The sequence below is a fragment of the Alcaligenes sp. 13f genome (assembly GCF_020496585.1).
Lineage (GTDB): Bacteria > Pseudomonadota > Gammaproteobacteria > Burkholderiales > Burkholderiaceae_B > Alcaligenes > Alcaligenes phenolicus.
In genome coordinates this window covers 158,374-171,823 of the sequence record NZ_JAHKKC010000009.1, presented here as the reverse complement: position 1 = coordinate 171,823, position 13,450 = coordinate 158,374, and the positions used below count along the sequence as shown (strand labels likewise).

The following is a 13,450-nucleotide window of genomic DNA, read 5'->3' as shown; positions in this document are numbered from 1 at the left end:
GTCAGCTCGTGGTACCGATGTCTACATTAATGGCACCCGATAAGGGGAAGGTGCAACATGCCAGTGCATGGCCCTGGGCCTTGTCCTGGTCGCTCAGGCAAAAATCCGGTTCAGAGCGGTACTCGCCCTCCGAAATCTGTACCCGGCACGCGCCGCAAATGCCCGAGCGGCATTGACTGCGAATAGGCACATCGGCGGCCTCCAGCATTTCCAGCAAGCTGCTGCCCGGTTCAGGCGAGAGCGTTTGCCCGGTGCTGCGCACATTGATTTGCAAGGGGGGACTGCCTGCTTCAGGCAGGATTTCCACACCCGCTTTGGCCGGTGGGGAAAAGGCTTCAATCAACATATGCGAGATGGGGTGAGCCTGAATGGTGTATTCGCGCAAGGCCTGGGCAAACCCATGGCTGCCGCAAATCACCACGGCCTGCGGGTCTTTCAATTGCTCCATATTTTCAAAAGAGGGGCGACCCACTTTGAAATGAGCGCTTTCGCGAATCTTTTCCTGCGTGACAAACACGGTCAGCGTGAACCAGCTGGTGCCCAGATCCAGTTGCAGCAGTTCATGCAGGAAAGGAATGTCGGCAATACGGGCAATACTGAGGAGCAAATGTACTTGTGGTACAGGCAAGCCGTCCTGGGCTCGCGCCGCCAACTCACGCAGCAAGGCAATGGGCAGGGTAATGCCAATGCCGCCTGCGATCATGGCGATACGCTCGTAACCCACAATAGAGTTCACCGAGATTTCACCCGCCACATATTGCAGGGGCACACTCATGCCCTCGCGCAAGGTGGCGTGCAAGTGATCGGAAACACTATTGCGCCCCGACCCTTTTACGGCAATTTCAATCAGGTCTGGATCGGCCACACGAGTGATCGAATACATACGCTGTTGAATGGTGCCGCCGGTATCGGGGTAGCTCAGGGCGACGTGCTTGCCTGCCTGCAAGGCTTGCAGAAAATCAAAATGGCCGCCCTGCACCCGCAAGGTAAACACTTTGACGTTTCCGGCCTCGGGGCGAACGGTCTCGCAGCGCGCCTGAATCATGGCTGTCATTGCAGCGCCTCCTGTTGTTCGGCCTCGGCAGGAGCCTTGCCGGACTTGCTGTTCAGGCCAATGCGCTCGATCAGGCTTTCTACCGAGCCGGTGTACACGCCAATTTCGTTGGAGTCGCCGGTGTCGTGCAAAATGTCGCGGGCATGGGGGAAATTCACCATGGAGAAGACTTTTTCCCAGGCGCCCATTTCATTGTTGGCGAACATTTCTACGGTGCGCAAAATAACGGCGCGCATATGCTCGCGCTCTTTCTGGCTCAGTCCGTGAATGATGTCCGACGCCACAAAGCTGAACACGCTGGAGTGGCTCCACTCGTCCATGGCATGGGTGCGGGTAACTTCATGGCACACGGTCTGGATGCTCTTGTCCTCGGCCATGGTCTTCAGGTAGTCGGTAATCAGGGTCTCGGATGCGCAGGCAATGGCAAAGCGGGTCAGACGACGCTCGGATTCGGAACCGCATTGGCTCAGGATGTCATTGCGCCACTGCACCAGGTTGAAATTGGTGAAATCCAGGGGCGTCAGACCACGCATGGAGTAGATGTAGTTGCAGGCCATGATGGACATGCGAGTGTGCAGGGCCTCGTCCAGCAAGGCCTGGGACATCACGTCTTGCAGCAGATTGCGGTTGGCGCTTGGGGGCGGGGTCTTGATGATGTCTTCGCAAGAAGGCGTGACCACGTTGCACTCAACGTAAATGGTCTTCAGGTTGTAAATGCCCCAGGCATAGGACAAGCACTGCGATTTCAATTCTTCAGGAGCTTCCAGCCAGGCCTGATGCTCGCGAAAAGGCAGCAGGCATTCACTGAAATCGGCCTTGTTGGGATCGAAAGCCAGATTGTTGTAGTCAGGCAGTTCCTGATTCACGGCAGCCCGGTTTTTCCAAAGTACCGACAGTTTTTGCAGCATATTACGTACGGCGTCATCAGTTTCGTAGCTTTTGATTGTCATTTCAAACTTCCTTGCTGTTGATTGCGATCTGTTCGAAATGAACAGGTCGTTTCTTTATTCCACCTATCTTTATTTCCAAATGGAAAATCGCAGGCTTAAAAGGATTTGCCGATTCTTATGGACAAGGCCCAAAAAAATCCCGTTGCCGGGTTTCTTGAACCGTGGGGATCAGCGTGGTTGAACTGCCGTTAAAGCAATGGCGTTTCCTGTAGTCGTGGGAAAACTGGGGATGTTTTTTATCGTGCACAGATTGAGAAAGGTGATAATCTGCTTGAGCGTTTAGAAGTATGGGTGTTGAGTATTCGTTGGCTGCATTCTAATGATCCTATGACAATAAATGACAGACCATTTCAAGATCATTTGACAGACCACTTAATAATAAAAATTTGAATCTTGTTTTAATTCTTGACCAGGATAATCGGGATTGGCGTTCTCTCTGTGTTTCAGAGGATTTTGAATTCTTTATGCTTTGAGTGTTTATTCAAATAACAATAATTAAAAGTGGTCTGGTGAATTAATTTTTAATGGACTGTTTTATAGGTCGATAAACAGAATAGGATGTTTATCTTTCGCCCTTGGAGTCCGTGCGTCCAGGGCAGCACTTTTGCCTGGTATCGGGCAATGAGCCACGACCCTATCGTGGCTCATCTCTAAACAGGAACTCCCATGAAGAGTCTTGCCGGTGGCGACACCCCCCACCAGCCTCTGGCGGGTTCGCAATTTCTACAGCAAAGTGATCGCAATCTTTGGGACATCATCGAAGCCGAACGGCGTCGCCAACAACACACCATTGAGCTGATCGCTTCCGAGAATTACCTGAGCCGCTCCGTTTTGGACGTGCAGGGCTCCTTGCTCAGCAACAAGCAGGCGCAAGGCTATCCTGGGCAACGGATTTACGGCGGGTGCGAACAAGCCGATCAAACCGAAGAGCTGGCTATCGAGCGGGCCAAGTCGGTTTTTGGGGCCTCTTACGCCAATGTGCAGGCGCACTCGGGCAGCCAGGCCAATCTGGCGGTGTATCTGGCCTTGCTCTCACCGGGCGACACGATTCTGGCGCTGGATCAAAGTGCGGGCGGGCACCTTAGCCACGGTTCGCATTTCAATGTGTCCGGACGCTGGTTTCAGACTTGCTCGTATGGAGTGGATCGTCAGACGCAATGGGTCGACATGGACGAGGTTCGTGCCCTGGCCCACAAGGAACGGCCACGGTTGATCATTGCCGGAGGTTCGTCCTATTCACGTACGCCAAATTTTGCCGAATTCAGAAATATCGCCAATGAAATCAACGCTTATTTAATGGTGGATTTGGCCCACGGCGCGGGGCTGGTGGCGGCCGGTCTGATGGAATCACCTGTCAAACATGCCCATGTCACGACCTTTTCCACACATGGCACCTTACGCGGACCGCGGGGTGGGATTATCTTGAGCAATGAGCCCAAGCTGGCCGAGCGCTTAAGTCAGGCCGTATATCCAGGGCTGCAAGGCGGACCTTTGCTGAACATTCTGGCCGCCAAGGCGGTGGCTTTGGGTGAAGCGATGAGCCCATCCTATAAAGCCTATGCCCAGTCCGTCATCATCAATGCGCGCAGCTTGTGTCGCCGCTTGTCCGAAGGTGGGCTGACGGTGGTGTCAGGGGGAACAGACTGTCATTTTGGTGTGGTGGATTTGCGCCCTTGGGGGCTGTCCGGGCCTTTGGTGGAGCAGGTTCTGGCTCAGCTGGGCATTAGCTTGAGTAAACACCGTGTGCCGTATGAGCAAGCCTCTGGCGCCTACTCGGGGGTACGGGTCGGCAGTGCCGCCTGTACGACTCGCGGTTTGGGCGAAGATGATTTCAAGGAAATTGGCGACATGATTCTGGCCTTGCTGGGCGGGGTGCGCAGTGGTTCGCGCAATCCCCGCACCGAGAATGCCATTTTGGAAGGGGTCGCAGACCTGAACCGGCGATATCCCTTGATGTACTGATTTTTCCCGGCTCAGCCTTTGCCCTGACGCAGAGCGTTGGCCAGACGCAACATGGCGGACTCGATCTCGTAGGCGGTCAGGGAGGCATAGCCCAGCAGCCAGCCCTGTTGTTTTTCTTCACCAATGTACAGACGGCTCAAACCCGGCAGTTGAACGCCAGCACTCAAAGCGCGGCGCAGCGTGTGTTCTTCTGACCAGCCCGGCTCCAGAAAGCAGGGAATCTGCAAACCGCCTTCAGGTCGGGCCGCACGAACGATTCCTTGCAAGTGCTGCTCGATGGCTTCCAGCATGATCTCCCGCCGCCCGGCATACAGCTTGCGCATGGCGCGAATATGCGAGTTGTAATGTCCGTCTTCCATAAAACGCGCCAGCGTCAGCTGCAGGATTTGCGGTGTGTGACCATCCATGATGCTGCGTGCCTGGGTGAAGGGTTTGACCAGCTCGGGTGGCAGGGCCATATAGCCCATGCGCAGGCCTGGATACAGGGTTTTGCTGAAAGTGCCCAAGTAAATTGTGCGTTGGTATTTATCCAGCCCCTGCACACACGCCGTGGGTAAGCCGTCGTAATGAAATTCGCTGTCGTAGTCGTCTTCCATAATCCAGCGGCCATTTTCAGCCGCCCAGTGTATGAGCTCCAGACGACGTTCCAGGGACATGGTGGCCCCGGTGGGGTACTGGTGCGAGGGCGTCACGTAAATGCAGTTCGCGCCGCTGCGATCTTCATTCAGCAGATCGGTGCGCAAGCCTTGCTCGTCCACGCCAATTGGTACGACACGAGCCTCGGCTGCTTCAAAGGCTTTGCGGGCGCCGAAGTAGCCAGGATTTTCAACCAGAATAGGTTTGCCAGCATCGACCAGTAATTGTGCGCACAGAAACAAGGCCTGGCGCGTGCTGCTCAGAATCAAAATCTGATCAGCGGAGACCTTCGCACCACGCTCCAGATTCAGGTACACGGCAATCGCTTTACGCAGGGACTCGGTGCCTTGCGGATCGCCATGCAGCAGGATGTTGGCTCGATAGTCTTTCATGGCCTGACGCTGCAGGCGTTCCCACACATCGGTGGGGAAGTTGCGGGTTTCCGGCAGGCCAGTGGCAAAGGCCTTGATGGTCTGTTGATCGGCAATGCCGCCACTTTCAAACACGGCGCGACCCCGACGGCTTAAGCCCGTACCGGGTTCCATTACGCTGCGTTTCAGATCCTGGGCTTTGATGCGGCGATAGGCACTGCCGCGCAGCTCCGTGCCGACCGACTCGGAAACATAGCTGCCCGAGCCCTCGCGCCGCACGATAAAGCCGTCTCGATGCAGTTGAACATAGGCGTTTTCAACCGTATCGCGGGCCATGCCCAAGGATTTGGCCAGGGAGCGTGTGGCAGGCAGCTTGACCCCTGGACCCAGGGCGCCATCCAGAATCAATGCCCGCAAGGCACGCTGAATGCGCTGGTGAAGATCCAGGGATTGAAGTTCGTCATCGTTAAGACGCATCTTCAAGGTGTCCAGTTCAAACGAACGCGTCATGCGGTCTGCTCCAGAGAATATTAATGGTCTGACTAGTCAGACCATTGTGCTCGTAGACTTGATTGTCATTGCCGAAATAGGGGGGGCCTGTTCCGGCGTTCAGGTTTGTACAGGATTTCAGCAAGTATGTCCCGACCCTTTAATTTCAGCGCAGGGCCCAGCGCCTTGCCAATGGATGTTCTATTGCAAATACGTGATGAGCTGCTTGATTTTGCGGGCACAGGGGTGTCCGTGATGGAAATCAGCCATCGTTCCCAGCCTTTCATGGATTTTGCCCATCGTACCGACGCCGCTGTGCGTCGTGTTCTGGCCGTGCCAACGGACTATCACGTCTTGCTCCTGCAAGGAGGGTCGTACCTGCAGTTTTCTCAAATACCGATGAACTTGCTTCATCAAGCAAACACAGCGGACTATATACATACGGGTTTATGGTCGGAACAGGCGGCTAATGCCGCCAAGCAATATGGGAATGTCGAAATCGTAGCCAGTTCTTATGAAACTGGATTTGATCGTATTCCCGAGATTAATGAATCTAATATTAATCGGGATGCAGCGTACTTGCATTACACAGAGAACGAAACTGCACAGGGCTTGCAATTTTCAAAACCACCTGCTTCACCTATTCCCTTGGTGTGTGATGCTTGCTCCAGCTTGATGTCAAAACCGATTGATGTCTCGGCTCACGATTTGATTTATGCCTCGGCCCAGAAAAATATGGGAATTGCCGGTGTTACGCTGGTATTACTTAATCCCGCTATTTTAGACAGGCCTTTGGAAAATACGCCACAAGCTTTGGATTTTTCCATTCAAGCAAAAAAGAAATCGCTATTAAATACACCGTCAACCTTTTCCTGGTATGTGCTGGGTTTGATGCTGGAATGGATAGAGCGTGTTGGTGGAATAGAAGTATTGCACAAAATAAATAAGAAAAAATCGCAGCTGCTCTATGAGCTTATTGATAGCAGTGATGGTTTCTATATCAACAATGTTTTGCCTGACTATCGATCCATCAATAATGTCCCATTTCATATTGCTGAAACTGATTTAGATATTTTATTTGTTGAAGAAGCGCAAAAGAATGGTTTTCACGGCTTGAAGGGCCATCAATCAACGGGGGGCTTGCGCGCCAGCATCTACAACGCCGTCACCTTGGATGCGGTACAGGCGCTGGGAGAGTTCATGCGCGAGTTCAAGCGCACGCACGGTTAGGGCGTGCGCCTGCTTTGCAAGGCGGCCAAGTAAGTAGCCGCGACGAGGGTAGAAATTTTTTTAAGGAAAAGCGATGTACGACAACACACTCAGCCTGGCTGAATTCGACAAGGAATTGGCTCAGGCCATTCAGGGCGAAGAAAGCCGTCAGGAAGATCACGTAGAACTGATTGCCTCGGAAAACTACGCCAGCCCTTTGGTTATGCAGGTTCAGAACTCCGTGTTTACCAACAAATACGCCGAGGGTTACCCGGACAAGCGTTACTACGCCGGTTGTGAATTTGTAGATGTAGCCGAACGTCTGGCTATTGAGCGTCTGAAAGCGGTGTTCGATTGTGATTACGCCAACGTACAGCCTCATGCTGGAGCGCAGGCTAATACTGCTGTGTTCCTGGCTTTGCTCAAACCGGGCGATACGGTGATGGGGATGAACCTGGCTCAGGGTGGTCACCTGACCCACGGTAACCCCATCAATATTTCCGGGCGTCTTTACAACATTGTTCCTTACGGCGTTGATACCCAAACCGGGCTGATCGATTACGACGAAATGGAGCGCATTGCTATCGAGACCAAGCCCAAAATGCTGATTGGTGGTTTCTCCGCCTATTCGCGTGTGAAGGATTGGGCGCGTATGCGCCAGATTGCTGACAAGGTCGGTGCCTGGTTCTGGGTGGATATGGCCCACGTAGCTGGTCTGGTGGCGGCGGGTGAGTACCCCAGCCCCTTGCCACACGCCCATGTGGTCACCAGCACAACGCACAAAACTCTGCGCGGTCCACGTGGTGGCGTGATTATGGCTAAAGGGCAAAGCGAAGATTTCTACAAACGCCTGAATTCTGCTGTATTCCCAGGCGTGCAAGGCGGCCCCTTGATGCACTTGATTGCGGCCAAAGCCATTGCTTTCAAAGAGGCTCTGCAGCCGGAATTCCGTACCTATCAGCAAAACGTGGTGCGTAATGCCCGCGCCATGGCGGCGGTACTGATGCAGCGTGGTCACAACATCGTGTCAGGCGGGACAGATAACCACATGATGCTGATCAACTTGTCGACCAAGCCCTACACCGGGCAAGAGGCCAGTGATGCCTTGGCAGATGCCTATATCACCGTGAACAAGAATTCGGTGCCCAATGATCCCCGTTCGCCCATGGTGACCTCGGGTATTCGTATCGGAACGCCGGCTGTAACGACACGTGGCTTTACGGTGGAGGACTGCGAGCAGCTGGCGCATTACTTGTGTGATGTGCTTGATGCTTATGAGGCTGGCACTTTAGATAAGGTCAAGCACGAGATCCGCGAAAAAATTGTGAGTCTGTGCCGAAGCTATCCGGTGTATCAGGTGCAGACGGAGCCAGCGCAGCTTTGATTTGATAAATTTTTTATAGGAGCCCAGCCACTTTGGTGGTTGGGTTTTTTTTATGATTGAAATCGCTGTGGACTTGAGTGGTCGTATCTTGGTTGGTTTTTACTTCACGGTGGCTTTTTTAGGATATTTGATTTTTAAGTTAAAAGGTGCCCATTTCGTTCTTATGGATTATTTATGGTCATTTTTTAATAAAGAAAATTATTATCATGATTTTTTGGAAAAGGAACGTAGAGACAATTTGGATGTAGAACGGTTTAAGTTGATGTTTGGCGTGAAAGGTGTGCAGTCTATTGATTCGGTACAAAGGGCTGTGCGGTGGTCCAAGCGCTTGTCTGTCTCTTTACGAGAATTAGGTAAAGCTGGCAAGTGGGTAGATTGGGATAAGCAAGAGGTCACGGAGCCGACGAAGTGCTATGGGGGAGGTGTTTTTGGAGCCGCTTTATTAGTGCTTATGCTGCTCATTATGTCAGTTGGCTTTTCATTAAGCTCCAGGGTTCTGGTGCAATTTAAAGAAAGTAAAGTCTGGGCATGGCAAGGTGAAGATTACTTCAGTGCATTTCCGCTAACAAATGAGCAGGATTGGGTTCTTCGGAAAAAAGATTGCTTTGGTGGTTTTAAAGGGGCGGATTTACCGTTGAGTCCGGATGAAATTGATTATATGTGTATGAATATGGGTAGTGAGAGTTATTTGAAGAGTTTTCGCTCAGGGATGGCTGCTCAGAAATATTTTGGAGTTTTTTCTTTTTTTGTTTTTCTTTATTTTTTAATTGTTTTTAAAATTGAACTTTCATCTTTTTCAACCGCTTCTCGAGTACACAAGTTGGTCAATAAGCCGTAGTTGGTTTCTGGGGTAGGGAATTGGGGGCTTAGCCCCACAGCTTCCAATCTCCATACCCCTTCGCCCGCAGCTCACAAGCCGGGCATTGCCCGCAGCCATATCCCCAGTCATGCAGGGTTTCCCGCTCGTTCTGGTAGCAGGTATGGCTGTCTTCCTGAATTAGCTTCACTAAAGCATCCGAGCCCAACTGGTGGGCCAGCTCCCAGGTATCTGCTTTATCCAGCCACATCAGTGGTGTTTCCACGGTCAGTGGGCGCTCGATCCCCAGGCTTAATGCCACCTGCAGTGCTTTCAGCGTGTTGTCGCGGCAGTCCGGGTAGCCCGAGTAATCAGTTTCGGACATACCGCCAACCAGCGTATCCAGTCCCCGACGGTAGGCCAGGGCGCCAGCCAGGGTAAAGAACAGCAGGTTTCGACCCGGCACAAAGGTATTGGGCAGACCATCTTCCTGCATGGCGATAGTCATGGATTCAGTCATGGCGCTGCCGCCTATCTGAGCCAGGACGCTGGCATCGAGCACATGGTCTTGCCCCAGGCGCTCTGCCCAGTGCGGGAACTGCTGGTAAAGCTTGTCTCTTAGTGTTTGTCGACACTGCAATTCCGCATGGTTGCGTTGGCCGTAGTCAAAGCCCACGGTTTCTACAAAGGCAAAGCGGTCCAAAGCCCAGGCCAGACAGGTGGCTGAATCCTGTCCGCCCGAAAAGAGAACCAGTGCCCGGCGGCGGGGAGTGTGCGGCTTCATGCTTTGACCTGTGCGGTGCTCAGGGCGCGGCGCTTCATGGTGCTGATCAGGGAATTGAGCAGTACGCCATACATGGGTACAAACAGCAGCAGGCTGACGCCCAGTTTGATGACGTAATCGACGACGGCGATCTCGCCCCAGTGTTCGGCCATGAAGGGATTGCTGCTGTGCCAGAAAGCGATGCCGAAAAAGGCCAAGGTATCCAGTGCCTGCCCAAAGATCGAGGCGGCCGCTGGAGCAAGCCACCATTGTTTGTAGTCGCGACGGATGCGATCAAAGACCTGTACATCCAGCAGTTGCCCTAATACATAAGCGGCAAAGCTGGCCAAGGCAATACGGAACACAAAGCTGTTGAATTCGCCCAGTGCTTGCAAGCCGTTGAACTGGCCTTCATTAAAAAGCACCGAGACCACATAAGAGGCGATCAGGGCTGGAAACATCGCGCGGGTAATCACGCGGCGCGCTTCGGACTTGCCCATCAAGCGGACGGTCAGGTCGGTAGCCAGAAAAACAAAGGGAAAGCTGAAGGCTCCCCAGGTGCTATGAAAGCCGAATAGTTCAATAGGAAGTTGAACCAGATAATTGCTGGCAATCACAATAAAAATGTGAAAGGCAATCAGAAGTCGCACGTAGAACGACAGCCGTGAAGACGGCACGGTAGGCAGAGTCATGTCTGGACCTTTTTGGTGGATGGGGTGAGGGAACCCATTGGAAATGGACTGCAACCGACTATTGTACGGTCAGTTGCGGTTCGATGGAATGGTTGTTGCCCGCAAGTGTAGCGTGTGCATCAGACGCGCTTATACGTCTGCCTTGATGAGGCTTATGGCACAAAAAAGGGGTAGGGGGCTTGCAGAGGCTCAAACAAGCCCGCTTGCCAAAGCAAACGAACTTGTTTGGCTCGTTCTTGATGAGCAGCCCTTAGGCCGATGCAGGTTGCAGGCACTCTATCAGCAAGCGCTTGTGCAACTGGTGTACTTCTTCAAAGGGCACGGGCGAGTTCTGTGGTCCCAGAACCAGCAAAACCATCAGCCACATCAGGGAGGGAGAGGCGGCCAGGATGTAGTCGGAGGAACTGACGTCGGGGCGGATGAGACCTCGCTGGATGCCCAGTTCAAAAAACGCCTGATTGGCGGTGTAGTTCTGGCTCAGGAGCTGTTTGCCCCAGTAATGGGCCAGATCCGGCACGCGGCCACTTTCTGTCATCAAAAGCCTGAACATGGCTTGCACGTCCGGGTTGGACAGGCGTTCATACAACTGGTGCAGGTACTCATCCACGATACAGGACAGGGTGTCTGCCTCGGAGGTATCGGATAACTCAAAGGTATTGCCATCAGGCGGCAGCAGAGTGCTGTGGAGCATGTCCTCGAACACTTCATCTTTGCTGCTGTAGTGCGCGTAGATGCCGGACTTGGATATCCCGGCGCGCGCGGCGATGCGCTCCAGCGAAGTACCCAGAAATCCCCGATGAGAAAACTCTTCAAAAGCGGCTTTCAGGATTTCGCGTTTGCGCTCAGCTGACGGTAAGTAACGTCGCTTGTTTGTGCTTTCGTTTTTAGGAGGTTTATTTTGGTGCGTGTCTGTCATGTCATCCTGTGGGGATGGGCAAGATATGGGGCTTGCAGTATATCAGGCCACTTGTCCCAGGCCGATGGCAAGCCAGCCTGGCTGCGGCTTGAGGGCTTGACGAGGGGCTGTGCTTGTTTTGTCACATTGCTGTGGAAATAATAGTTGTGCCATGAGTCTGGGTTACCGCTTGTTTCACTGGATTGCATCGCCTTTGTTTTTTTTAAAAGCCTGAGTTTTTTAGTGAGGCTTTATTTGTTTTTTCACTTGTTTTTATTTCCCTATTCCATAACAGGCACGGTATAACAACAAATGTGGCTGAGGCTGGTCGTTTTTTATCTGCCATGAACTTGATCTAACGCAAAGGTTTTTTATGGCTCTTTATTAAAAGGCCTGCATACAAAAAGTTTAGATGTAAACTGGTGTATTATTAAAAAGACTAAGCAGTCGTATCTGCTTTTTGTATGTACTTTTTGCGGAGTGGCAATGGTTAGCAGGCAGTCCCTTGATCAGACTGAGCAGTTAGACGCATCCGCACGAGCCGCCTGGGCTCGTATCTGGAGTTCCATCTCCCCCGAATCGCAGTTTCTTGCCTGGATGGACTGGATACGTCATCTGGCCCTTAGCCCTGGCAAACAAGAACAGTTGCGGCAGTTGGCGCAAAGCCAATGGGAACAGCTATTTCGTGAATGGAGCGAGGAGCTGGCCGCATCGGCCCAGTCGTCTTTGCAAACCTCAGAGCAAGCTGCAGCGCCTGCCTATACCGACCGCCGCTTTTCGGACCCCGCCTGGGATCGTTGGCCTTTTAATTTGCTGCGACAAACCTATCAGGCGCAGCAGCAGTGGTGGCAAAGTGCCACGGAAGGCGTAGCCGGTGTGGAGCCTCATCATCAAAAACTGATTGCCTTTGGTGCAGAGCAATGGTTGAACATGCTCAGCCCCAGCAACTTTGCCTGGACCAACCCCTTGGTGTGGGATAAAACCCTTGCAGAACAGGGGGATAACTTCAGCCGTGGCCTGGAGAACTGGCAGCAGGATATGCAGGCCCAGTTCGCGGGTGAACCGCCCGTAGGCACCGAAGATTTTGTGGTCGGCAAGGATGTGGCGGCCACGCCGGGCAAGGTGGTACTACGTAACGAGCTGGTGGAACTGATCCAGTACACGCCTTCTACCAAGCAGGTCCATCCAGAGCCTGTGCTGATCGTTCCGGCCTGGATCATGAAGTACTACATCCTGGATCTGTCCGAACAAAATTCCCTGATCAAATACCTGGTGGATCAAGGCCACACGGTGTTTTGCCTGTCCTGGAAAAACCCGCTTGCCGAAGATCATGCCTTCGGGATGGACGACTACATTCGCCTGGGCTGGAAGGCCAGCCTGGATGCTGTCAACGCCATTGTTCCCGGCCAGAAAATCCACGCCACCGGCTATTGCCTGGGCGGCACCTTGCTGGCGATTGCCGCGGCTGCCATGGCACGCGATGGAGACGACAGGCTTGCCTCCCTGACGTTTTTTGCGGCCCAAACCGACTTTTCCGAGCCGGGCGATTTGTCCCTGTTCATTGACGAAAGCCAGGTCAGCTTGCTGGAAGCCCAGATGGCCGACGAGGGTTACTTGCGCGCCAATCAGATGGAAGCGGCTTTTCAAATGCTGCGCTCCGCTGATTTATTGTGGGCGCCCATGGTTAATAAATATTTATTAGGCGAACGTCGTCCTTTAAATGATTTGATGGCATGGAATGCCGATGCCACGCGTATGCCCGCCACCATGCATTCGCAATATTTGCGTCGCATGTATTTGAATAATGATTTAAGTCAAAACCGTTATCCGGTTGAAGGCCGTATCGTTTCTCTGGCGCAAGTTAATTTGCCTGTTTTTTGCGTTGGCACGGTTTCCGATCACGTTGCACCTTGGCGTTCCGTTTACAAACTGCATTATCTGGTGCCTTCCGAGATCACCTTTGTATTGACCACCGGCGGGCATAACGCCGGCATTGTCAGCACGCCGGGTCATCCGCGTCGCAAATACCAGATACATACCCGTGCAGCCGGTACCGCCCCCGTTCTGGTGGACGACTGGCAAGCGCAAGCGGCCTCGCATCAGGGTTCCTGGTGGCCCGCCTGGACTGAGTGGTTGAAAGCGCGCTCGGGTGCGGAGGTCAAACCACCGCAAATGGGTGCGGCCAAACAGGGCTATGCCCCCGTTTGCCCGGCACCCGGTCAATACGTATTAGTGAAATAAGCAGTCAG

11 protein-coding genes are annotated in these 13,450 nt (G+C 53.0%); 5 read left to right on the top strand and 6 right to left on the bottom strand.

The features are described from left to right. Position 1: 1 nt before the first annotated feature. Positions 2–1,054, bottom strand: a complete 1,053-nt coding sequence (locus KOE80_RS10025; protein WP_083053175.1) for a 2Fe-2S iron-sulfur cluster-binding protein — start codon at positions 1,052–1,054, stop codon at positions 2–4. Beyond that, entirely contained in the window at positions 1,051–2,004 is a 954-nt protein-coding gene (locus KOE80_RS10020; RefSeq protein WP_226349036.1) for an AurF N-oxygenase family protein, read from the bottom strand. Before KOE80_RS10020 ends, KOE80_RS10025 begins: the two co-directional genes overlap by 4 nt. A gap of 666 nt (positions 2,005–2,670) precedes the next feature. Here KOE80_RS10020 and glyA (KOE80_RS10015) point away from each other — a divergent pair. Further along, on the top strand, positions 2,671–3,966 hold the full coding sequence (glyA, locus tag KOE80_RS10015) for a serine hydroxymethyltransferase (protein WP_052159405.1): 1,296 nt from the start codon (positions 2,671–2,673) through the stop codon (positions 3,964–3,966). A gap of 11 nt (positions 3,967–3,977) precedes the next feature. Here the strand turns inward: glyA (KOE80_RS10015) and KOE80_RS10010 are convergent, their stop codons facing one another. Next, positions 3,978–5,483 carry a PLP-dependent aminotransferase family protein gene (locus KOE80_RS10010; protein WP_021446938.1) on the bottom strand — a complete coding sequence of 502 codons (1,506 nt, stop codon included), beginning with the start codon at positions 5,481–5,483 and terminating at the stop codon, positions 3,978–3,980. A 126-nt stretch (positions 5,484–5,609) separates the two neighbouring features. Here KOE80_RS10010 and serC point away from each other — a divergent pair, with 126 nt between their 5' ends. From serC to KOE80_RS09995, 3 genes are all read left to right on the top strand, one after another. Then, positions 5,610–6,692, top strand: coding sequence for a 3-phosphoserine/phosphohydroxythreonine transaminase (serC, locus tag KOE80_RS10005; protein WP_226349035.1), 1,083 nt, complete (start codon positions 5,610–5,612; stop codon positions 6,690–6,692). Between the two features lie 73 nt (positions 6,693–6,765). Beyond that, positions 6,766–8,055 (top strand): serine hydroxymethyltransferase, encoded by a 1,290-nt coding sequence (gene glyA / locus KOE80_RS10000; RefSeq protein ID WP_026484641.1) that lies wholly within the window; start codon positions 6,766–6,768, stop codon positions 8,053–8,055. 52 nt (positions 8,056–8,107) lie between these two features. After that, complete coding sequence (locus KOE80_RS09995) at positions 8,108–8,893, top strand: DUF6216 family protein (RefSeq protein ID WP_115633993.1); 786 nt, start codon at positions 8,108–8,110, stop codon at positions 8,891–8,893. Positions 8,894–8,921: 28 nt separating this feature from the next. Here the strand turns inward: KOE80_RS09995 and queC are convergent, their stop codons facing one another. The 3 genes from queC to KOE80_RS09980 form a co-directional block, all read right to left on the bottom strand. Beyond that, positions 8,922–9,635 carry a 7-cyano-7-deazaguanine synthase QueC gene (gene queC, locus KOE80_RS09990; RefSeq protein ID WP_137431191.1) on the bottom strand — a complete coding sequence of 238 codons (714 nt, stop codon included), beginning with the start codon at positions 9,633–9,635 and terminating at the stop codon, positions 8,922–8,924. Continuing rightward, a complete protein-coding gene (locus tag KOE80_RS09985; RefSeq protein ID WP_022983354.1) occupies positions 9,632–10,306 on the bottom strand; it encodes a 7-cyano-7-deazaguanine/7-aminomethyl-7-deazaguanine transporter in 675 nt (224 codons plus the stop codon). Before KOE80_RS09985 ends, queC begins: the two co-directional genes overlap by 4 nt. Positions 10,307–10,556: 250 nt before the next feature. Next, a complete protein-coding gene (locus tag KOE80_RS09980; RefSeq protein WP_035272014.1) occupies positions 10,557–11,222 on the bottom strand; it encodes a TetR/AcrR family transcriptional regulator in 666 nt (221 codons plus the stop codon). 465 nt (positions 11,223–11,687) lie between these two features. On the opposite strand from KOE80_RS09980, the gene KOE80_RS09975 reads away from it, so the two are divergent. Continuing rightward, positions 11,688–13,442 carry a PHA/PHB synthase family protein gene (locus KOE80_RS09975; RefSeq protein ID WP_226349034.1) on the top strand — a complete coding sequence of 585 codons (1,755 nt, stop codon included), beginning with the start codon at positions 11,688–11,690 and terminating at the stop codon, positions 13,440–13,442. Positions 13,443–13,450: the final 8 nt, after the last annotated feature.

Excerpts from the sequence above, each read along its gene's own strand:
- KOE80_RS10025 (WP_083053175.1), bottom strand. The coding sequence starts at position 1,054 with ATGACAGCCATGATTCAGGCGCGCTGCGAGACCGTTCGCCCCGAGGCC.
- KOE80_RS10020 (WP_226349036.1), bottom strand. The coding sequence starts at position 2,004 with ATGACAATCAAAAGCTACGAAACTGATGACGCCGTACGTAATATGCTG.
- glyA (WP_052159405.1), top strand. The coding sequence starts at position 2,671 with ATGAAGAGTCTTGCCGGTGGCGACACCCCCCACCAGCCTCTGGCGGGT.
- KOE80_RS10010 (WP_021446938.1), bottom strand. The coding sequence starts at position 5,483 with ATGACGCGTTCGTTTGAACTGGACACCTTGAAGATGCGTCTTAACGAT.
- serC (WP_226349035.1), top strand. The coding sequence starts at position 5,610 with ATGTCCCGACCCTTTAATTTCAGCGCAGGGCCCAGCGCCTTGCCAATG.
- glyA (WP_026484641.1), top strand. The coding sequence starts at position 6,766 with ATGTACGACAACACACTCAGCCTGGCTGAATTCGACAAGGAATTGGCT.
- KOE80_RS09995 (WP_115633993.1), top strand. The coding sequence starts at position 8,108 with ATGATTGAAATCGCTGTGGACTTGAGTGGTCGTATCTTGGTTGGTTTT.
- queC (WP_137431191.1), bottom strand. The coding sequence starts at position 9,635 with ATGAAGCCGCACACTCCCCGCCGCCGGGCACTGGTTCTCTTTTCGGGC.
- KOE80_RS09985 (WP_022983354.1), bottom strand. The coding sequence starts at position 10,306 with ATGACTCTGCCTACCGTGCCGTCTTCACGGCTGTCGTTCTACGTGCGA.
- KOE80_RS09980 (WP_035272014.1), bottom strand. The coding sequence starts at position 11,222 with ATGACAGACACGCACCAAAATAAACCTCCTAAAAACGAAAGCACAAAC.
- KOE80_RS09975 (WP_226349034.1), top strand. The coding sequence starts at position 11,688 with ATGGTTAGCAGGCAGTCCCTTGATCAGACTGAGCAGTTAGACGCATCC.